The following is a 20,243-nucleotide window of genomic DNA, read 5'->3' as shown; positions in this document are numbered from 1 at the left end:
TAAGTGCCTGAGTACGGGCCGAAATGGTGAATATCGTATGACTGATTTGAACACGCAAGACGCCGTTCTGCCGGCATGGCAAACACAGGATCATCTGGATGATCCTGTTGTTGGTGAATTGCGTAATCGTTTTGGCCCTGAGGCCTTTACTGTACAGCCCACCCGTACCGGAATACCGGTAGTTTGGGTGTCGCGTGAACTATTACCGGAAGTCATTACTTTTTTACGCAAGCTGCCTAAACCTTATGTCATGTTGTATGACCTGCATGGTGTCGATGAACGGCTACGTACTCACCGTCAGGGCTTGCCGGCGGCTGACTTTTCTGTGTTCTACCATCTGTTATCCGTAGAACGTAACCGCGACATCATGATAAAAGTCGCATTGTCAGAAAACGATCTGAATTTACCCACAGTCACCACCATTTTCCCGAATGCTAACTGGTATGAACGTGAAACATGGGAGATGTTTGGCATTACCTTCCGTGGTCACCCGCATCTGACCCGAATCATGATGCCAGACACCTGGACAGGTCACCCGCTGCGTAAAGACTATCCGGCCCGCGCGACTGAATTCGATCCGTTCTCACTGACTAAAGCCAAAGAAGATCTGGAAATGGAGGCGTTGACCTTTAATCCGGAAGCCTGGGGCATGAAGCGTGGTACCGCGAACGAAGATTTTATGTTTCTGAACCTGGGGCCTAACCATCCGTCTGCGCATGGTGCTTTCCGCATTATTCTGCAACTGGATGGTGAAGAGATTGTCGACTGTGTTCCGGATATTGGTTACCACCACCGTGGCGCCGAGAAAATGGGGGAACGCCAGTCCTGGCATAGTTATATTCCCTACACCGATCGTATTGAATACCTCGGTGGTTGTGTGAATGAAATGCCGTACGTGCTGGCGGTAGAAAAACTTGCAGGGATCACGGTACCGGATCGCGTCAATGTGATTCGTGTGATGTTGTCCGAGTTATTCCGCATTAACAGCCACCTGTTATATATCTCCACTTTCATTCAGGATGTCGGGGCAATGACTCCGGTGTTCTTTGCGTTTACTGATCGCCAGAAAATTTACGATGTGGTTGAAGCTATCACCGGTTTCCGTATGCATCCGGCCTGGTTCCGTATCGGCGGTGTGGCGCACGATTTACCGAAAGGTTGGGAGCGCCTGCTACGCGATTTCCTCGACTGGATGCCAAAACGTCTGAAAGAGTATGACAAAGCGGCATTACGTAACACGGTTCTGGTTGGGCGTTCCAAAGGCGTCGCTGCTTATAACCAAAAAGAAGCGCTGGAGTGGGGCACCACCGGGGCTGCATTACGTGCTACCGGGCTTGATTTCGATGTCCGTAAGTGGAGGCCATACTCAGGCTATGAAAACTTCGATTTCGAAGTCCCTGTCGGCGATGGTGTCAGCGATGCGTACAGCCGTGTGATGCTGAAGATGGAAGAAATGTGGCAGTCACTCCGTATTCTTGAACAGTGTCTGAATAATATGCCAGCCGGCGCATTTAAGGCCGATCATCCGCTGACCACTCCGCCGCCGAAAGAACGTACCCTGCAGCATATCGAAACTCTGATTACTCACTTCCTGCAGGTTTCCTGGGGTCCGGTGATGCCGGCTAATGAATCGTTCCAGATGATTGAAGCCACCAAGGGGATTAACAGCTACTACCTGACCAGTGACGGCAGCACGATGAGCTACCGGACCCGGGTCAGAACCCCGAGCTTCCCGCACTTGCAGCAAATACCGTCGGTGATTCGTGGCAGCCTGGTTTCAGACCTGATTGTCTATCTCGGCAGTATTGATTTTGTTATGTCTGACGTGGACCGCTAATGATGAATGACCAGAAAATAGCTGTTAAAACGATTGACCCGGCAGAAAATTTTGTGCTGAACGCAGAAGAGTACCAGGCAATTGAACACGAAAAGCATCATTACGAAGATGCCCGTGCAGCGTCGATAGAAGCATTAAAAATTGTTCAGAAACATCGTGGTTGGGTGCCAGACGGTGCAATTGAAGCCATTGCAGATGTGCTGGGTATCCCTGCCAGTGATGTGGAAGGCGTCGCGACCTTTTACAGCCAGATCTATCGTAAACCAGTGGGACGCCATGTTATTCGCTACTGCGACAGTGTGGTCTGTCACATTACTGGTTATCAGGGGATTCAGGCGGCGTTAGAACAGGCGTTAAATATTAAGCCAGGCCAGACAACGGCTGATGGCCGCTTCACACTGCTGCCGACCTGTTGCCTGGGCAACTGCGACAAAGGGCCGACGATGATGGTCAACGAGCAGACGCATGTCCATCTGACCCCGGAATCGATTGCCACTTTACTGGAGCAGTATCAATGACCGTTAAGACTATCATTCGTACTGCGGAAACCCATCCTCTCACCTGGCGCATGCGTGATGATCATCAGCCGGTGTTTCTGGAGGAGTACCGCAGTAAAAACGGCTATGCCGGTGCTATTAAAGCGCTGCAGTCGATGGCGCCCGATGAAATTGTGGCGCAAATAAAAGACTCCGGGCTGAAAGGGCGTGGTGGTGCGGGTTTCTCCACCGGTCTTAAGTGGAGCCTGATGCCAAAAGATGAATCCATGAACATCCGCTACCTGCTGTGTAACGCAGATGAGATGGAACCAGGCACTTATAAAGACCGACTGCTGATGGAACAGATGCCGCATCAACTGGTGGAAGGGATGTTAATTGCGGCATTCGCTCTGAAAGCTTATCGCGGATATATCTTCCTGCGCGGTGAGTATATTGAAGCTGCCGCTAACCTGCGGCAGGCGATTCAAGAAGCGACAGCGGCCGGACTGTTGGGGAAAAATATCCTTGGATCCGGTTTTGATTTTGAGCTGATGGTGCATACCGGGGCCGGACGTTATATCTGTGGCGAAGAAACGGCACTGATTAACTCGCTGGAAGGTCGCCGTGCTAACCCTCGCTCTAAGCCGCCATTCCCTGCCTCAGCGGGTGCCTGGGGCAAGCCTACCTGTGTCAATAATGTTGAGACCCTGTCGAATGTGCCAGCCATCATCGCCAATGGGGTGGAATGGTACAAAGGGATTTCCGGGAGTGAAGACGCGGGCACCAAGATGATGGGCTTTTCCGGAAGGGTGAAAAACCCGGGTGTCTGGGAATTGCCGTTCGGGATTACTGCCCGCGAAATTCTGGAGGATTATGCGGGGGGGATGCGCGATGGTCTGAAATTTAAAGCCTGGCAGCCAGGCGGGGCGGGTACCGATTTTCTGACCGAAAGCCACCTCGATCTGCCGATGGAATTTGCCAGCATTGGTAAGGCCGGGAGTCGTCTGGGAACCGCGCTGGCGATGGCGGTCGACCACGAGATCAATATGGTGTCACTGGTGCGTAATCTTGAAGAGTTCTTCGCTCGTGAATCCTGTGGCTGGTGTACCCCATGCCGTGATGGTTTGCCCTGGAGTGTGAAGATTCTTCGTGCTCTGGAGCAGGGCAAAGGCCAGCCGGGTGATATCGAAACATTACAGCAATTATGTCGTCAGTTGGGGCCGGGCAAAACATTTTGTGCCCATGCACCGGGCGCCGTGGAGCCTTTGCAGAGTGCGATTAAATATTTCCGCGACGAGTTTGAAGCGGGTATTGCACCTCAGGTATTCGGCAATCTTAACCAGATTGCGGGCATCCAGCCTAACCTGCTGAAATCACGCTGGTAGCGGGTGTCAGCTTTCGTCTGCACAGCATGCGAAAGCGGCTCTGAAACCACGAAAATTATAAGTATTATGTTTAACGCTCGTGCCGGCACGAGCCTTACGGAAGCATGTTCACTATGGCTACTATTCATGTAGACGGTAAAGAATATGAAGTAAACGGGGCTGACAATCTGTTGCAGGCTTGTCTCTCTCTCGGGCTGGATATTCCTTATTTCTGCTGGCATCCGGCGCTCGGGAGCGTGGGTGCCTGCCGCCAGTGTGCGGTAAAGCAATATCAGAATGCCGAAGATACCCGTGGACGTCTGGTGATGTCCTGTATGACTCCGGCTTCTGACGGTACCTTCATTTCTGTTGAAGATGCCGAAGCGAAGGAATTCCGCGAAAGTGTGGTGGAATGGCTGATGACCAACCACCCGCATGACTGTCCGGTTTGCGAAGAGGGCGGTAACTGCCACCTTCAGGATATGACCGTAATGACGGGCCACAGTTTCCGCCGTTATCGGTTTACCAAACGTACTCACCAGAATCAGGATCTCGGTCCTTTTATTTCCCATGAAATGAACCGCTGTATCGCCTGTTACCGCTGTGTCCGTTACTACAAGGACTATGCCGGAGGAACTGATCTTGGAGTTTATGGCGCACATGATAATGTTTACTTCGGACGGCCGGAAGATGGTACGTTGGAAAGCGAATTCTCAGGCAACCTGGTCGAAGTTTGCCCGACCGGGGTATTCACCGATAAAACTCATTCTGAACGTTATAACCGTAAATGGGACATGCAGTTTGCTCCCAGCATCTGCCAGCAGTGCAGCATTGGTTGTAACATTAGCCCCGGCGAGCGGTATGGTGAACTCCGTCGTATAGAAAACCGCTTCAACGGCAGCGTTAACCATTACTTTTTATGTGACCGTGGCCGGTTTGGTTATGGTTATGTCAACCGTGAAGACAGACCGCGCCGTTCCAGACAGTTACGTGGTTCCGACTGGGTTTCCCTGAGTGCAGAGCAAATAGTTAATGCAGCGGCAGATGTTATGCGTCAGGGGAAAAAAGTGGTGGGTATTGGCTCCGGACGCGCCAGTATTGAAAGCAACTTCGCCCTGAAACAACTGGTCGGTGCCGACAACTTCTCTACCGGGATGGCCAGTCATGAACATAACAATGTCATGCGTATTCTGGAAGTGTTGCGTAATGGTGGCGTTTATACCCCGTCTTTACGTGAGATTGAATCTTACGATGCGGTGTTAGTGCTGGGCGAAGATCTGACTCAGGTGGGGGCTCGCGTTGCTTTATCGGTTCGTCAGGCAGTGAAGGGCAAAGCCCGTGAACTGGCGGCAGCCCAGAAAGTTGCTGACTGGCAGATTGCCGCGATTCTTAACATAGGACAGCACGCTAAGCACCCATTATTTGTCACGCACGTTGCTGAAACCCGGTTAGATGATATTGCTGCATGGAGCTATCGTGCCACCGTCGAAGAGCAGGCGCGTCTGGGGTTTGCCATTGCGCATGCCATTGACGGGGATGCTCCGGCAGCCGGAGAGTTTGAGCGTACACTGAAGGGTAAACTGGATGTGGTCGTCCAGGCACTGAGTGGCGCGAAAAAGCCACTGATCATCTCCGGAACCCACTCCGGTAGTCCGTCGATGATTGAAGCAGCAGCTAACGTTGCCAGGGCACTGAAAAATAAAGGGGCTGATGTTGGTATTACGTTGCTGGCTCCTCAGACCAACAGTATTGGTCTGGCGATGCTGGGCGGGAAGCCGCTTGAATCTGTGCTGGATATGCTGAACACGGGCGAGGCGGATACCGTCGTCATCATGGAGAATGACCTTTACCGTCATGCTCCTGCAGCCCTGGTCGATGCGGCACTGAATAACAGCCATCAGGTGATTGTGCTGGATCATCAGCAGACCCGAACTCTGGAAAAAGCCGATTACATCCTGCCTGCATCCACCTTCGCAGAGAGCGATGGTACCGTGGTAAACCATGAAGGTCGGGCACAACGGTTCTTCCAGGTATTTGATCCAGCATTTTACGATAACAGCGTACAGGTTACCGAAAGCTGGCGCTGGCTGCATTCGCTGCATGCGGTGCTGGAAAGCCGGAAAGTTGACTGGTCACAGCTCGATCATGTGATTGATACGGTTGTTGCAGAATATCCTCAGTTGGCCGCGATTAAAGAAGCGGCACCGGATGCTTCGTTCCGTATTCGTGGCCAGAAACTGGCGCGTTCACCTCACCGTTACAGTGGCCGTACCGCCATGCGTGCCAACATCAGTGTACATGAACCGCGTCAGCCTCAGGATAAAGACACGATGTTTGCGTTTTCGATGGAAGGTAACAACCAACCCTCGGCACCACGGTCGCAGATTCCGTTTGCCTGGGCACCTGGCTGGAACTCACCACAGGCGTGGAACAAATTCCAGGATGAAGTGGGCGGCCATTTGCGTAATGGCGACCCGGGCGTTCGGTTGATTGAACCTTCGGACAGCGGACTTAACTGGTTTACTCCTGCTGCACAAACTTCGGATTCCGGACAATGGCAGGTAGCACCAATGTATCGCCTGTTTGGTAGTGAAGAGTTATCTCAGCGTTCATCCGTGTTCGGTCAGCGTATGAGCGAGGCGGTGATGGTGATTAATCCTCAGGAAGGGGAAAAACTGGGCATTAATGAAGGCGCACGGCTGGAATTACAGTGTGGTGGTGAAACCGTTAACCTGCCGGTGCATTTCTCTGCGGCACTGCCCGCCGGTCAGGTCGGTTTACCACTGGGCATGCCGGGTGTTCCTTTGTTCCTGTCTGGCGCAACCATTGAAAAACTGCAGGAGGCAGCACAATGAGTTGGTTTACTCCTGAAGTCATAGCGGTTCTGATTCAGATAGTGAAAGCGATAGTGATCCTGCTGGTGGTGGTGGCCTGTGGGGCATTCATGAGTTTTGCTGAGCGACGTCTGCTGGGTCTGTTCCAGAACCGCTATGGACCTAACCGTGTTGGCTGGGGCGGATCGCTGCAACTGGCCGCCGACATGATTAAAATGTTCTTTAAAGAGGACTGGGTTCCTCCTTTCACAGACCGCGCTATTTTTACGCTGGCTCCGGTGATTGCTTTCGTTGCGTTGTTGCTGGCATTTGCTATCGTTCCGGTCTCTCCACAATGGATGGTCACTGACCTGAACATCGGGTTGCTGTTTTTCCTGATGATGGCAGGTCTGGCGGTTTATGCGGTGCTGTTTGCCGGCTGGTCGAGTAATAACAAATATTCTCTGCTTGGCGCGATGCGTGCATCGGCGCAAACCCTGAGTTATGAAGTATTCCTCGGTTTATCGCTGATGGGCGTGGTAGCACAGGCGGGGTCATTTAATATGACCGCCATTATCACCAGTCAGACACACCTGTGGAATATCATTCCTCAGTTCTTTGGATTTGTGACCTTCTGTATTGCCGGAGTTGCGGTGTGCCACCGACACCCGTTTGATCAGCCGGAAGCGGAACAGGAACTGGCCGACGGTTACCACATTGAATATGCCGGGATGAAGTTTGGTCTGTTCTTTGTCGGTGAGTATGTGGCTATTACTACCGTTTCAGCGTTAATTGTTACGCTGTTTTTCGGGGGGTGGTTAGGCCCGTGGTTACCGCCATTCATCTGGTTTGCCATCAAAACTGCATTTTTTATGATGATGTTTATTCTGATCCGCGCCGCGTTACCGCGTCCGCGCTATGACCAGGTGATGTCGTTCGGCTGGAAAGTATGTTTGCCGTTGACGCTGTTGAACCTGCTGGCGACTGCCGCAGTGATTCTGTACAACGCGCAATAAGGAGTAACACCATGACATTGAAAGAGATTGTGGTGGGCTTTGCGACACAGGTGCGCAGTATCTGGATGATAGGGATGCATGCCTTTGCTAAGCGCGAAACCCAGATGTACCCGGAAGAGCCGGTTTATCTGCCGCCACGGTATCGCGGAAGGATTGTGCTGACCCGTGACCCTGACGGTCAGGAACGTTGTGTTGCCTGTAACCTGTGTGCGGTTGCCTGTCCGGTGGGCTGTATCTCCTTGCAGAAAGCGGAAATGAGCGATGGTCGCTGGTATCCGGAGTTTTTCCGGATCAACTTCTCTCGCTGCATCTTCTGCGGATTATGTGAAGAGGCTTGTCCGACTACGGCGATTCAGCTGACTCCGGATTTTGAACTGGGTGAGTTCAAGCGTCAGGACCTGGTATACGAGAAAAATGATCTGCTGATTTCAGGCCCCGGGAAATATCCCGAATATAACTTCTACCGGATGGCCGGTATGGCTATTGACGGTAAAGAGAAAGGTTCCGCCGAAAACGAAGCCAAACCTATCGACGTTAAAGGCTTATTACCCTAAGGAGTCGGGAATGGAGTTCGCATTTTATTTTTGTGGGGCAATCGCGGTGTTAACCACGCTTAGGGTGATTACTCACACTAACCCGGTGCATGCCTTGCTGTATTTAATCATCTCGCTGTTGGCGGTTGCCGGGGTGTTCTTCTCACTCGGGGCTTATTTTGCGGGTGCGCTGGAAATTATCGTTTATGCCGGTGCGATTATGGTGTTGTTCGTGTTTGTGGTGATGATGCTGAATCTTGGCAAAGTGCAGCAGAAACAGGAACAGGAGTGGCTGAAGCCCTCACTGTGGATTGGTCCTGGCATTATTGCATTACTGCTGTTGGTTGCCCTGGTCAAAGCTATTAGCAGCATCAATGACCAGGGAATCGATGGTACGGTAATTGATGCTAAAGCGGTGGGTATCAGTTTATTCGGACCTTATGTGTTGGCGGTTGAACTGGCATCCATGTTGCTGCTGGCAGGCGTTGTGGTGGCTTATCACATTGGTCGTGAAGACCGGCGGGGGGAGGTGCTGAGCAACCGTCCCGACGACACCATCAAAGCGAATAAGGAGGAAAAAATATGATACCTCTGCAACACGGGCTCATCCTTGCAGCTGTGTTATTTGTCCTGGGGCTGACGTCACTGGTCCTGCGTCGTAACCTGCTGTTTATGCTGATTGGTCTGGAAATCATGATTAATGCGGCGGCACTGGCGCTGGTGGTTGCCGGAAGTTACTGGGGCCAGGCCGATGGGCAGGTCATGTATATTCTGGCGATAAGCCTGGCGGCGGCAGAAGCCAGTATCGGGTTGGCTTTGCTGCTGCAATTGCATCGTCGTCGTCAGACTCTGAATATTGATTCAGTGAGTGAGATGCGCGGATGAATCTTCTCTACTTAACCGTATTACTGCCATTGATTGGCTTTCTGTTACTCGCATTTTCACGTGGCCGTTGGTCCGAAAACCTTTCCGCCACTGTAGGAATGGGATCGGTGGGACTGGCAGCCCTGGTGACTTTATATGCCGGTATTGATTTCTTTAATCACGGACGAGTGGCCTATCAGCAGGCACTCTGGACCTGGATGCAGGTCGGACAATTTAATATTCAGGTGAATCTGACGCTGGACGGCTTGTCACTGACCATGTTGTCAGTCGTAACCGGAGTGGGCTTTCTGATTCATATGTTTGCTTCCTGGTATATGCGTGGTGAAGAGGGCTATTCACGGTTTTTCGCCTATACCAACCTGTTTATCGCCAGTATGGTCGTGTTGGTTCTGGCTGATAACCTGATGCTGATGTATCTCGGCTGGGAAGGAGTAGGGCTGTGCTCATATCTGCTGATTGGTTTTTACTACACCAATCCGGACAACGGCAAAGCGGCGATGAAAGCCTTTATCATTACCCGTATCGGTGATGTGTTCCTCGCGTTTGGCCTGTTTATCCTCTATAACCAACTGGGTACACTGAACTTCCGGGAAATGGCTGAACTGGCTCCGACACAGTTTGCCGGCAACAATCATTTGCTGGATTGGGCAACACTGATGCTGCTGGGGGGTGCCGTCGGTAAATCTGCACAGTTACCATTGCAAACCTGGCTTGCTGATGCGATGGCGGGCCCTACCCCAGTCTCGGCACTGATTCACGCGGCCACCATGGTCACGGCAGGGGTGTATCTGATAGCCCGTACTCACGGTCTGTTCCTGCTGACGCCGGACATCCTGCATCTGGTTGGCATTGTGGGAGCCATTACTCTGGTACTCGCAGGGTTTGCGGCACTGGTTCAAACCGATATCAAACGTGTGCTGGCCTACTCGACGATGAGCCAGATTGGCTATATGTTCCTGGCGTTAGGTGTTCAGGCCTGGGATGCCGCTATCTTCCATTTGATGACTCATGCTTTCTTTAAGGCCTTGCTGTTCCTGTCCTCAGGTTCGGTCATTCTGGCCTGCCATCATGAACAGAACATTTTCAAAATGGGGGGATTGCGAAAAAGTATTCCGCTGGTGTATGTCTGCTTCCTGGTAGGGGGCGCTGCACTGTCGGCCCTGCCGGTGATTACAGCCGGTTTCTACAGTAAAGATGAAATCCTTTACGGTGCCATGACCAGTGGTCACCAGATTCTGATGTTAGCCGGACTGGTGGGGGCGTTTCTGACCTCAATTTATACCTTCCGTATGATCTTTATTGTGTTTCATGGTGAAGAGAAAATTAAGGCCCATGCTGGCAAGGGCATCACCCATCACTTACCCCTGCTGATTCTGCTGGTGCTGTCCACCTTTATTGGAGCATTGATTACCCCACCGCTGGCCGGAGTGTTACCGCAAAGTCTGGGTGGTGAAGCAGGTAAAGTCGGTCTGGAAATCACTTCCGGTGTCGTGGCGATTGCCGGGATTGTGATTGCCGCTCTGTTGTGGCTGGGTAAACGGCAACTGGTGTCCTCGGTGGCTGCCAGTGCGCCAGGCCGCTTCCTGTCCCGTTGGTGGTTTGCGGCCTGGGGCTTCGATTGGCTGTACGACCTGCTGTTCGTAAAAACTTATCGCGCCATTGCCTGGCTGCTGAAATCAGATCCGTTCAATACGCTGATTAATCTGCTGGCAGTGGTTTCCCGTGCAGCCAGTAAAGGGCTGACGGTGAGCGAAAATGGTTATCTGCGCTGGTATGTCGCTTCAATGGGCATTGGTGCAGTTGTTGTGCTGGCGTTAATGCTGGTGGTTTGAGGTGAGCAGGTAGCGGCAGGGCTATAGTGTTGCCCTCGCTGCCATGCTTAATAAATTTTCGCGGATGACAGTCATTCGCGGATCACTAAAAGGGAACCAAACGCCGTGTTACTACCTTGGCTAATTATAATCCCCTTCGTTGGCGGCTTTCTTTGCTGGCTGGCTGAACGCTTTGGTGTCAGAGCTCCGCGCTGGATAGCACTGCTGACTATGGGGTTAACGCTGGCACTTTCCTTGCTGCTCTGGTCGCAGGGAGGTTATTCATTAACTCAGGCTGCGGGGATACCGCAGTGGCAATCTGAATTCTCAGTGCCGTGGATCCCGGCATTTGGCATCAACTTCCATCTGGCGATTGATGGTTTGTCATTGCTGATGGTGGTGCTGACCGGTCTGCTCGGTACGATGGCAGTACTCTGTTCCTGGAATGAAATCCAGAAATATCAGGGTTTCTTCCATCTGAATCTGATGTGGATCCTGGGGGGTGTGATTGGGGTGTTCCTGTCACTGGATATGTTCCTGTTTTTCTTCTTCTGGGAACTGATGCTGGTGCCGATGTACTTCCTGATTGCACTGTGGGGGCACAAAGCCTCTGATGGTAAGACCCGGATCTCGGCAGCGACCAAATTTTTTATCTATACCCAGGCGTCTGGTCTGGTGATGCTGATTGCTATCCTCGGGCTGGTACTGGTGCATTTCCAGGCCACCGGCGAATGGACATTCAGTTATGAAAGATTGCTGAATACTCCGATGTCACATACGGTGCAATACCTGTTAATGCTTGGCTTCTTTATCGCGTTTGCGGTGAAAATGCCGGTCGTGCCGCTGCATGGCTGGCTGCCTGATGCTCACAGTCAGGCCCCTACCGCAGGTTCGGTAGATTTGGCAGGTATCCTGCTGAAAACCGCCGCTTACGGCCTGTTGCGCTTCAGCCTGCCTCTGTTCCCGCAGGCGTCAGCGGAGTTTGCACCTATTGCGATGGGACTGGGGCTGTTAGGGATTTTCTATGGGGCGTGGATGGCGTTCTCACAGACTGATATTAAACGTCTGATCGCTTACAGCTCTATTTCACATATGGGCTTTGTGATGATTGCCATCTACACCGGTAGCCAACTGGCGTTCCAGGGGGCAGTGATCCAGATGATTGCTCATGGTCTTTCATCAGCGGCACTGTTTATTTTGTGTGGTCAGCTTTACGAACGACTGCATACCCGTGATATGCGGCTGATGGGCGGACTCTGGTCGAGGATTAAGTGGCTGCCGGGGCTGTCATTATTTTTTGCCGTCGCAAATTTGGGGATGCCCGGTACCGGTAACTTTGTCGGTGAATTTATGATTCTCACCGGGAGTTTCCGGGTCGTGCCTGCAGTGATTATCATCGCTACCTTTGGTCTGGTGTTTGCTTCGGTGTACTCGCTCATCATGATGCAGCGTGCCTACTACGGCGCACCTAAATCTGATTCACCGTTGCGCGGAATGAATGCCCGTGAGTTTCTGATGATTCTGGTACTGGTGGTATTACTGGTTCTGCTGGGAGTTTATCCTCAGCCGATTCTGGATACCTCAAATGCTGCAATTAGCAATATTCAGCACTGGTTTGCCGCTTCAACTTCAATAACAAGGCCTTGATTAGCCATGACAATAACTACTGAACAATTGATTGCGCTTCTCCCCCTGTTAATCACCGGATTAACAGTGGTGGTGGTGATGCTGTCTATTGCGTGGCGACGCAACCACTTTGTGAACGCTACACTGACAGTCATTGGTCTTAACCTTGCGTTGTTATCTCTGTGGTTTGTCGGCCATAACGGTGCAACGGATGTCACTTCTCTGTTACGGGTGGACGGTTATTCGGTCTTCTATTCTGCGCTGGTGATAATGGCTGGCCTGGCAACCTGTACCTTTGCTTTCCCGTGGCTGAAGTCGTTTCATGATAATACCGACGAGTTTTATCTGTTGGTGGCTATCGCGGTATTAGGCGGGATTGTACTGTCGAGCGCTGATCATCTGGCATCACTGTTTATTGGCGTTGAACTGCTCTCACTGCCGCTGTTCGGTCTGGTGGGTTACGCGTTCCGGCATAAACGTTCACTGGAAGCCGCCATTAAATATACCATTCTGTCGGCAGCAGCCTCGTCATTCCTGCTGTTCGGTATTGCACTGGTCTACGCAGGGAGTGGTGATTTAACCTTCGCCGCGCTGGGACAGAATCTGTCCGGTGCCGGGTTGGGTTCACCGCTGATGATGGCCGGTTTTGGTATGATTATCATTGGAATTGGTTTTAAACTGTCGCTGGTGCCGTTTCATTTGTGGACCCCGGATGTGTATCAGGGGGCACCTGCACCGGTCTCCGCATTTCTTGCGACCGGCAGTAAAATTGCCATCTTTGCCGTGATGATGAGACTGTTTATCGATGCGCCAGTCAGTCACAGTGAAGGTGTGCGGACTGCGTTGGGAGTGATTGCATTTGCTTCTATCCTGTTCGGTAACCTAATGGCGATTGCCCAGACCAGCATCAAACGCCTGCTTGGATACTCTTCTATTGCTCATCTCGGATATCTGCTGGTGGCATTGATTGCCGCTGAATCACAGCAATTATCGATGGAAACGACGGGCGTTTATCTGGCCGGTTATCTGTTCAGCAGCCTGGGGGCCTTTGGTGTGGTTAGCCTGATGTCTGCAGCCGGACGGGAAAATGATACTGATTCGTTGTACTCTTATCGTGGTCTGTTCTGGCACCGTCCGGTGCTCTCGGCAGTCATGGCGATGATGATGCTGTCGCTGGCAGGGATACCTTCGACACTGGGCTTTATTGGTAAATTCTATGTACTGGCTTCTGCAGTTAACGGTAAATTATGGTGGCTGGCCGCCGCAGTGATTGCCGGTAGTGCTATTGGTCTTTACTACTATCTGCGCGTGACGGTCAGCCTGTTCCTGAGTGCGCCGGGATTACATCATCGTGATACGACCAACAGTTGGGGCTATACCGCTGGTGGTATCGTCACCCTGATTTCTGCCATTCTGGTGCTTTTGTTGGGGATCTTCCCACAGCCATTGATTACCCTGGTAAAACTTGCCCAGCCGTTTATGTAATTTCTCTGCGTAAACCTGCAGTGATCAAAAGGCCATGGATTCCATGGCCTTTTTTATTTATGTTATTTTTTCCCGCTTTTACAGGAGTTGTTATGGCCCGTTTTACAGATAAAAATGTACTGATCACCGGAGGCACCAGTGGTATGGGGTTGGCCGGTGCACTACGGATCTGCCGGGAAGGGGGAAAGGTTGCCGTGACCGGACAGAACCCACAGCGCCTGGCTGACACGCGGACACAACTGCCGGAAGGTTCACTGGTACTGAAAGATGATGCCGGGCAGGCAACGACCGGCGAATCTTTGGCAGCCGCGGTTGCCGGCTGGCAACGTCTCGATGGCCTGTGGCTGAATGCCGGATTTGCCTCTATCGGGATGCCTGAATCAGTTACCGCCAGCGATTTTGACCGGATGATGCAGGTGAATGTACGCGGGCCAATGCTGCAACTGGTCAGCCTGTCGCCCTTACTGAATCCCGGGGCGTCGGTAGTGATTACCTCGTCATCATCGGTGTATGAAGGAGCCGCAGCAACCAGTCTCTACGCCGCGACTAAAGGTGCACTGGTGGCGATGGTGCGTAGCTGGGCTGCGGCACTGGCAGAGAGAAATATTCGTGTCAATGTACTGCTTCCCGGACCGATAGAAACTAATTTCCGTGATTTTCTGCCACAGGAAACGCGGCAAAATTTTGAGGAGTTTGTGGTGAGTCAGGTGCCCCTGAAACGCGTTGGTACTGCTGAGGAGGCCGCTGCAGTGGCATTGTTCCTGCTGTCTGAAGATGCCTCTTATGTCACCGGAAGCCAGTTTGCGGTGGACGGCGGGCTGGTGCGTTACTGATATAACGCGAATTATCTCAGAGCATAAACAGACTGGAGAACTTAATGACCGGGATTATATGGAAAGATCTGCACCATAGTGAATTATCAGTCAGTGATTTGTATCAGCTACTGACGTTGCGAAATCAGGTGTTTATCGTGGAACAGCAGTGTGTCTACCAGGATATTGACGGTGCTGATTTGCTGGGAGAAAACCGCCATCTGTTGGGATTTCTGGACGGGCAACTTGCGGCTTACTCCCGGTTGCTCGTTCCGGAAGAGAGCGGGCAACCTCTGAGTATTGGCCGCGTTATTGTGGCCTCTTTTGCCCGTGGGCGACAACTGGGTCATCTGTTGCTGAAACAGACTCTGCAGATCTGCACTGTGCGTTACCCGGGAAGGGCAGTGTATTTATCAGCACAAGCGCATTTACAGGAATTTTATGCGACTCAGGGCTTTGTCGCTTGTACCGCCCCCTACAGTGAGGACGGTATAGAGCATATCGGAATGTTGTTGCAGGGTACTGACAAGTGAAAGTGGCGAAGCAGGGCGCTTCGCCATGAAGTGATGTGTGGCTGTTACGTTAATGCCGACGATGGAGCCTGATCACTCTATATTTCAGTTTATTACCCTTACAGCGATTTCAGGAACGCCAGCAGATCCGCATTGAGTTGATCGGAGTGCGTAACCGCGAAACCGTGTGGCGCATTGTCATAGACCTTCAGCTGTGCGCCTTCTATCATCTCTGCCGCCAACTTACCGGTGGTTTCAAAGGGCACTACCTGATCGTTGCTGCCATGAATCACCAGGGCAGGGACATCTATTTTTGCCATGTCTGCGCGGAAATCTGTGGTAGAGAATGCCGTGACGCAGTCAAGCGTCCCCTTTAGTGAGGCGAGCAGGGCAATATTCAGCGTCTGGGTCAGGACACCCGCTGATACTGTCTGTCCTGCATTAGTACCGTAGAACGGCACCGCGAAATCACTAATGAATTGCGCGCGATCTTTACGCAGGCCATCGAGGATTCCGGTGAATACCGACTGCTCAACACCTTCAGGGTAGCTTTCTGACTGGCCGAAGATTGGCGTCACTGCACCCAGAAGCACCAGGCCATCTACGCGAGCTGTACCGTAATTATTGATATAGCGTGCAACATCACCTCCCCCCATGGAGAATCCAACCAGCGTCACATTTTGCAGGTCAAGATAGTTAATCAACTCATTAATATCTGATGCGAAAGTGTCGTAATCGTAGCCAGTCCAGGGCTGATCCGAGCGACCAAAACCACGGCGATCAAAAGCGATAACGCGATAACCATTCTCAGCCAGAAAATTCAGCTGGCTGTCCCACATATCAGCATCCAACGGCCAGCCGTGGCTGAAGAGAACCGGTTTGCCTTTTCCCCAGTCTTTAAAGTAAATCGACGTACCGTCTGTGGCTTTAATTGTACTCATGGTATTCCCCCTATGATTAAAAGAAACTATCTGTTATTCCGGTGCAACCAGATATCGGGCGACGGGTATTTCGTCACCCTGATGGAAGGTATAAACGCGGGTCTGAATTTTATGGTCGTTCATGGTATAGCGCTCAAGCTGGCGCAGATGTTCCATCCATGAACCCACCACAAACGTTTCAACGAAGATGCCCGGCTGGAGAATATCTTCATAAACGGCCCAGTTGATGGCTCCGCCGCGACGGCGCACGCGGCGCATATCTTGCATGCAGACCGTAAAGTCGTGAGCATCTTGTAGACGAATCTGATATTCGTAGCTCACCCTCACCGGCCCACGGTCATGATTAATATCCAGTGCAGGGACCGCTTCGCCGGTTTCAGTAACGTCCAGATTCAGGTCAGGGTCTTTGTCTAACCGCCAGCGTAGTACGGTGAAACAGGCAAGTACCATCCCGACGATGGCGATACTTAGTGAAACCGGGATACTGTAGTGAGAAGCCAACTGTCCCCAGATTGTGCTACCCAGGGTCATTGAACCAAAGAAAACCGTCAGGTAAACCGCCAGTACGCGTGCCTTAACCCATTTAGCAGCACTGCGCTGTGCACCCAGGTTGAGTGTGGAAAGTACGACTATCCAGGCAAAGCCGGTAAAAAAACCGGAGACATTAAGCAGCCAGAAGTGACGGATAAATGCCAGTGCGAGCATGGTGGCGGCAAACAGCAGGCTTGCCAAAACCATTAGCTGGTCGGCATTAAAACGCTTGCGCAGACGAGGCAGCAGCACGGCACCACAGATGGCTCCGACGCCGATAAAAGCCAGCATGATCCCGTACCCCCCAGGGCCGAGTCCCAGTTCTCTGCGTGCTACCAGAGGGAGAAGCGCCCATCCGGCACTGCCGAACACAAAGAAAGCCGCGGTACGTACCAGTACGTTACGCAGTACCGGGGCTGCATGAACGTAGCGAATTCCCGCCCGTACTGCTGAGAAAAAATGCTCAGGTGGCAAACGCTGTACGCTAGGGGCTTCTTTCCAGCGATAGAGAACCCAGGCCACGCCCAGTACGGAAAACGCATTCAGCATAAACACCACCCACGGACCTGCAAATGACAGGATTAGCCCGCCCAGAGCCGGACCTATGGCACGGCTGATGTTGATACCCAGCGAGTTCAGCGCAATAGCAGGGCCGAGTGCACTTTTGTCGACCAGATCGGGCACTATGGCCTGGAAAGGCGGTGAGCTCATGGCGGCACCCATGCTCATCAGGAAGGCGGCAATCAGCAGTACCCACGGAGTGACATGTCCGGTAAAAGATAATACTGTCAGTCCCGCCGCCGCGATAAACACCCAAAACTGAGAGAACAGCAGATATTTTCGTCTGTCGATGATGTCCGCCAGTACACCGGAGGGTAGTGCAAACAGGAACATAGGTAAGCTTGCGGCAGCCTGTACCAGCGCAACGTTCAGCGGATCGGCACTGAGCGTGAGCATTGTCCAGTTGACACCCACATCATTCATCCAGGAACCGATGTTAGACACCACTGTTGCAATCCACAGCATACGAAAAACAGGCTGCCTCAAGGGTTGCCATGGAGAGGCTGGCATGGCCGGAGCGAACGTATTTTCTTCATCCGGAGTGACGTTACTGGTTTCATTAACCTGCGTCATGCTGAACCTCTCTTTCCTTGCCTGACCCTATATGCCACTCACCCGGGCCGGTGATGGCTAGTGTGGTAAAGATTATCAAAAGCAGCCATCCAAACTGTCCTTCAGCAATACTCCAGTCAGGATGTACGACCAGCATGGCAACCAGAAGTACGCCGATGACGGGCAGACAGGCGAGCCGGGTGAAAATGCCTGCCAGAATGAAAATCGGACAGATGACCTCTGCAAAAATAGCCGGAAGCAGGCTCATGTAGGGACCGAGGCCGAACGGATCCTCGATACGTGTCAGTTCTTCGCTGAAGTGAACTACTTTTGGCTGCCCGTGCACATACAATAACAGCAGGCAACCAGTGAGGCGCAGGAAGAACAGCCCCGCATTAATGCGGGACGGCTGAGAGAATAAACTCTTCATGGTTATCAGAAAGCGAAGCAGCTGCAGCCGAGTGCGCCCCAAAAGGCGTTCTCCCCGGATACCGGTATATTGGCGCCACGTGCAAAATCATGCGAATGGCTATGTACACTACATGGACCGCTGCACTGGTGGGGCATCTGCCGCATTCCCACACGGGTTTGTGTGTCTGGCGGTGCGCTGCGGTAGTGACCCGGAACTTTAACAACAGGTGACCATTCTGGCAGTACAGGGATTGAAGGCGGTGCTTCACTGCTGAACGAGCCTGCGGCGTAAACAATATTACCGTCAACAAGGGTCAGCACCGACTCGATTCCCTTGATCTCTTCTTCGGGTACACTAAAGTAGTCCTTGCTAAGAACCACCATGTCAGCCAACTGACCGGCAATTATCTGACCTTTTTTACCCTGCTCACTTGAGAACCAGGAGCTGCCCTGAGTCCAGAGCATCAATGCAGTATCACGGTCAAGGCGGGCATTGACGTCATACATCTGCATTCCTCCGACTGTGCGACCGGAGACCAGCCAGTAAAGTGCTGTCCATGGATTATAGCTGGCAACCCGGGTCGCATCGGTGCCCAGACCCACCGGCACGCCAGTCTCCAGCATACGAGCAACCGGTGGGGTATGACGGGTCGCTTCAATGCCGTAACGCTCTGCAAAATATTCGCCCTGAAACGCCATGCGGTGCTGCACCGCGATGCCACCGCCCAGTTCTTTGATACGATCGATATTACGTTGTGTCACAGTTTCTGCGTGGTCAAAGAACCAGTGCAGACCGTTGAACGGAATTTCACGGTTCACTTTTTCGAACACATCCAGCATACGGCTGATCGATTCATCGTAGGTTGCATGCAGACGGAACGGCCAGCGGTGCTCAACAAGATGGCGTACCACGCGCTCCAGCTCATCTTCCATTCCCGGCGCCAGGTCCGGACGCGGCTCAAGGAAGTCTTCAAAGTCGGCGGCCGAGAACACAAGCATTTCACCGGCACCGTTGTGGCGGAAATAATCGCTGCCCTGACCCGGCGTCAACATATCTGTCCATTTTTCGAAATCTTCCAGCTCATGACCTGGACGTTGAGTAAACAGGTTGTAAGCGATGCGCAGGGTCATCTGCTTTTTCTCATGTAACTCAGTAATGACTTCGTAATCTTCCGGGTAGTTCTGGAAGCCACCACCTGCATCAATGGCGCTGGTCAGGCCCAGTCGGTTCAGCTCACGCATAAACTGTCGGGTAGAATTTACCTGCTGCTCAAGCGGTAATTTCGGCCCTTTTGCCAGCGTAGAGTAGAGAATCATAGCATTTGGACGGGCAATCAGCATTCCGGTCGGGTTTCCATTGCTATCACGCTGGATCTCACCACCCGGAGGATTAGGAGTATCTTTGGTATATCCCACAACCTTCAGTGCGGCACGATTGAGCAGGGCACGGTCATAGAGATGAAGAACAAAAACCGGGGTATCTGGTGATGCCTCGTTGATTTCATCCAGCGTTGGCATACGGCGTTCAGCAAACTGGAACTCCGTCCAGCCACCTACCACACGCACCCACTGCGGATTAGGTGTACGCAGCGCCTGTTCTTTCAGCATACGCAGCGCGTCAGCTACCGATGGCACGCCTTCCCAGCGCAGTTCCAGGTTGTAATTGAGTCCTCCACGAATAAGGTGCAGGTGCGAGTCATTCAGACCAGGAATCGCGGTATGACCTTTCAGATCGATGACTTTAGTGCCTTCACAGTGGTGCTGCATGACCTCTGTCAGGCTGCCTACTTCAAGAAACTTGCCGTCGCGAATAGCCACCGCGTCGGCAATCGGATTTGCACGATCGACGGTATGAATACGGCCATTGGTAAGAATGACATCAGCTTTGCCAAGGGTAACCATAGGATCTCCTGAGATGAGTTGTCCGGAACGGAAATGCAGACCGTGGACAATAATTTTCCTGCCGTGACAGCAGGATATTGGGATGACGGAATTATGATCAGGATACTTGTAGAACGTCTAGTTATACAAAGGGATAGGTATACGTTCGTATAGTTATACCTAAAGATAATATTGT

General features: G+C 52.2%; 17 protein-coding genes. 13 read left to right on the top strand and 4 right to left on the bottom strand.

Annotated features, from left to right (window positions below):
• The first annotated feature begins 37 nt into the window (after positions 1 to 37).
• The 13 genes from nuoC to HA49_RS07665 all read left to right on the top strand — a co-directional run bounded on the left by nuoC (position 38) and on the right by HA49_RS07665 (position 15,191).
• Entirely contained in the window at positions 38 to 1,837 is a 1,800-nt protein-coding gene (gene nuoC / locus HA49_RS07725) for an NADH-quinone oxidoreductase subunit C/D (RefSeq protein ID WP_038022697.1), read from the top strand.
• 2 nt (positions 1,838 to 1,839) lie between these two features.
• Positions 1,840 to 2,355, top strand: a complete 516-nt coding sequence (nuoE, locus tag HA49_RS07720) for an NADH-quinone oxidoreductase subunit NuoE (protein ID WP_038022689.1) — start codon at positions 1,840 to 1,842, stop codon at positions 2,353 to 2,355.
• Entirely contained in the window at positions 2,352 to 3,698 is a 1,347-nt protein-coding gene (nuoF, locus tag HA49_RS07715) for an NADH-quinone oxidoreductase subunit NuoF (RefSeq protein ID WP_038021750.1), read from the top strand. Before nuoE ends, nuoF begins: the two co-directional genes overlap by 4 nt.
• A gap of 113 nt (positions 3,699 to 3,811) precedes the next feature.
• The gene (nuoG, locus tag HA49_RS07710) at positions 3,812 to 6,532 is read left to right on the top strand and encodes an NADH-quinone oxidoreductase subunit NuoG (RefSeq protein ID WP_038021748.1); all 2,721 of its coding nucleotides are present in this window, start codon (positions 3,812 to 3,814) and stop codon (positions 6,530 to 6,532) included.
• Positions 6,529 to 7,506: an NADH-quinone oxidoreductase subunit NuoH gene (gene nuoH, locus HA49_RS07705; protein ID WP_038021745.1), complete on the top strand. Its 978-nt coding sequence runs from the start codon at positions 6,529 to 6,531 to the stop codon at positions 7,504 to 7,506. The genes nuoG and nuoH overlap by 4 nt, the downstream gene beginning before the upstream one ends.
• An 11-nt stretch (positions 7,507 to 7,517) precedes the next feature.
• Positions 7,518 to 8,060 (top strand): NADH-quinone oxidoreductase subunit NuoI, encoded by a 543-nt coding sequence (nuoI, locus tag HA49_RS07700; RefSeq protein WP_038021743.1) that lies wholly within the window; start codon positions 7,518 to 7,520, stop codon positions 8,058 to 8,060.
• 10 nt (positions 8,061 to 8,070) lie between these two features.
• Entirely contained in the window at positions 8,071 to 8,625 is a 555-nt protein-coding gene (gene nuoJ, locus HA49_RS07695; RefSeq protein ID WP_038021741.1) for an NADH-quinone oxidoreductase subunit J, read from the top strand.
• The gene (gene nuoK / locus HA49_RS07690; protein ID WP_038021740.1) at positions 8,622 to 8,924 is read left to right on the top strand and encodes an NADH-quinone oxidoreductase subunit NuoK; all 303 of its coding nucleotides are present in this window, start codon (positions 8,622 to 8,624) and stop codon (positions 8,922 to 8,924) included. Before nuoJ ends, nuoK begins: the two co-directional genes overlap by 4 nt.
• The gene (gene nuoL, locus HA49_RS07685) at positions 8,921 to 10,756 is read left to right on the top strand and encodes an NADH-quinone oxidoreductase subunit L (RefSeq protein ID WP_038021737.1); all 1,836 of its coding nucleotides are present in this window, start codon (positions 8,921 to 8,923) and stop codon (positions 10,754 to 10,756) included. The genes nuoK and nuoL overlap by 4 nt, the downstream gene beginning before the upstream one ends.
• 105 nt (positions 10,757 to 10,861) lie before the next feature.
• On the top strand, positions 10,862 to 12,382 hold the full coding sequence (nuoM, locus tag HA49_RS07680; protein WP_038021734.1) for an NADH-quinone oxidoreductase subunit M: 1,521 nt from the start codon (positions 10,862 to 10,864) through the stop codon (positions 12,380 to 12,382).
• Between the two features lie 6 nt (positions 12,383 to 12,388).
• Positions 12,389 to 13,846 (top strand): NADH-quinone oxidoreductase subunit NuoN, encoded by a 1,458-nt coding sequence (nuoN, locus tag HA49_RS07675; protein ID WP_038021731.1) that lies wholly within the window; start codon positions 12,389 to 12,391, stop codon positions 13,844 to 13,846.
• Between the two features lie 92 nt (positions 13,847 to 13,938).
• Complete coding sequence (locus HA49_RS07670) at positions 13,939 to 14,679, top strand: SDR family oxidoreductase (RefSeq protein WP_038021728.1); 741 nt, start codon at positions 13,939 to 13,941, stop codon at positions 14,677 to 14,679.
• A 44-nt stretch (positions 14,680 to 14,723) separates the two neighbouring features.
• The gene (locus tag HA49_RS07665; protein WP_038021725.1) at positions 14,724 to 15,191 is read left to right on the top strand and encodes a GNAT family N-acetyltransferase; all 468 of its coding nucleotides are present in this window, start codon (positions 14,724 to 14,726) and stop codon (positions 15,189 to 15,191) included.
• 98 nt (positions 15,192 to 15,289) lie between these two features.
• Here HA49_RS07665 and HA49_RS07660 read toward each other — a convergent pair whose 3' ends face one another.
• The 4 genes from HA49_RS07660 to HA49_RS07645 are packed head-to-tail and all read right to left on the bottom strand — an operon-like array spanning position 15,290 to position 20,068.
• Positions 15,290 to 16,111, bottom strand: coding sequence for an alpha/beta fold hydrolase (locus tag HA49_RS07660; RefSeq protein WP_038021723.1), 822 nt, complete (start codon positions 16,109 to 16,111; stop codon positions 15,290 to 15,292).
• A 33-nt stretch (positions 16,112 to 16,144) separates the two neighbouring features.
• The gene (locus HA49_RS07655; RefSeq protein ID WP_038021721.1) at positions 16,145 to 17,776 is read right to left on the bottom strand and encodes an MFS transporter; all 1,632 of its coding nucleotides are present in this window, start codon (positions 17,774 to 17,776) and stop codon (positions 16,145 to 16,147) included.
• Positions 17,763 to 18,185 (bottom strand): DoxX family protein, encoded by a 423-nt coding sequence (locus HA49_RS07650; RefSeq protein ID WP_084706407.1) that lies wholly within the window; start codon positions 18,183 to 18,185, stop codon positions 17,763 to 17,765. Before HA49_RS07650 ends, HA49_RS07655 begins: the two co-directional genes overlap by 14 nt.
• Positions 18,186 to 18,190: 5 nt before the next feature.
• Complete coding sequence (locus HA49_RS07645; RefSeq protein WP_038021719.1) at positions 18,191 to 20,068, bottom strand: amidohydrolase; 1,878 nt, start codon at positions 20,066 to 20,068, stop codon at positions 18,191 to 18,193.
• Positions 20,069 to 20,243 lie beyond the last annotated feature (175 nt).

Source organism: Tatumella morbirosei (assembly GCF_000757425.2).
GTDB classification, from domain to species: domain Bacteria; phylum Pseudomonadota; class Gammaproteobacteria; order Enterobacterales; family Enterobacteriaceae; genus Tatumella; species Tatumella morbirosei.
The sequence above is the reverse complement of the archived record's forward strand: the minus strand, read 5'-3'. Positions and strand labels throughout refer to the sequence as shown.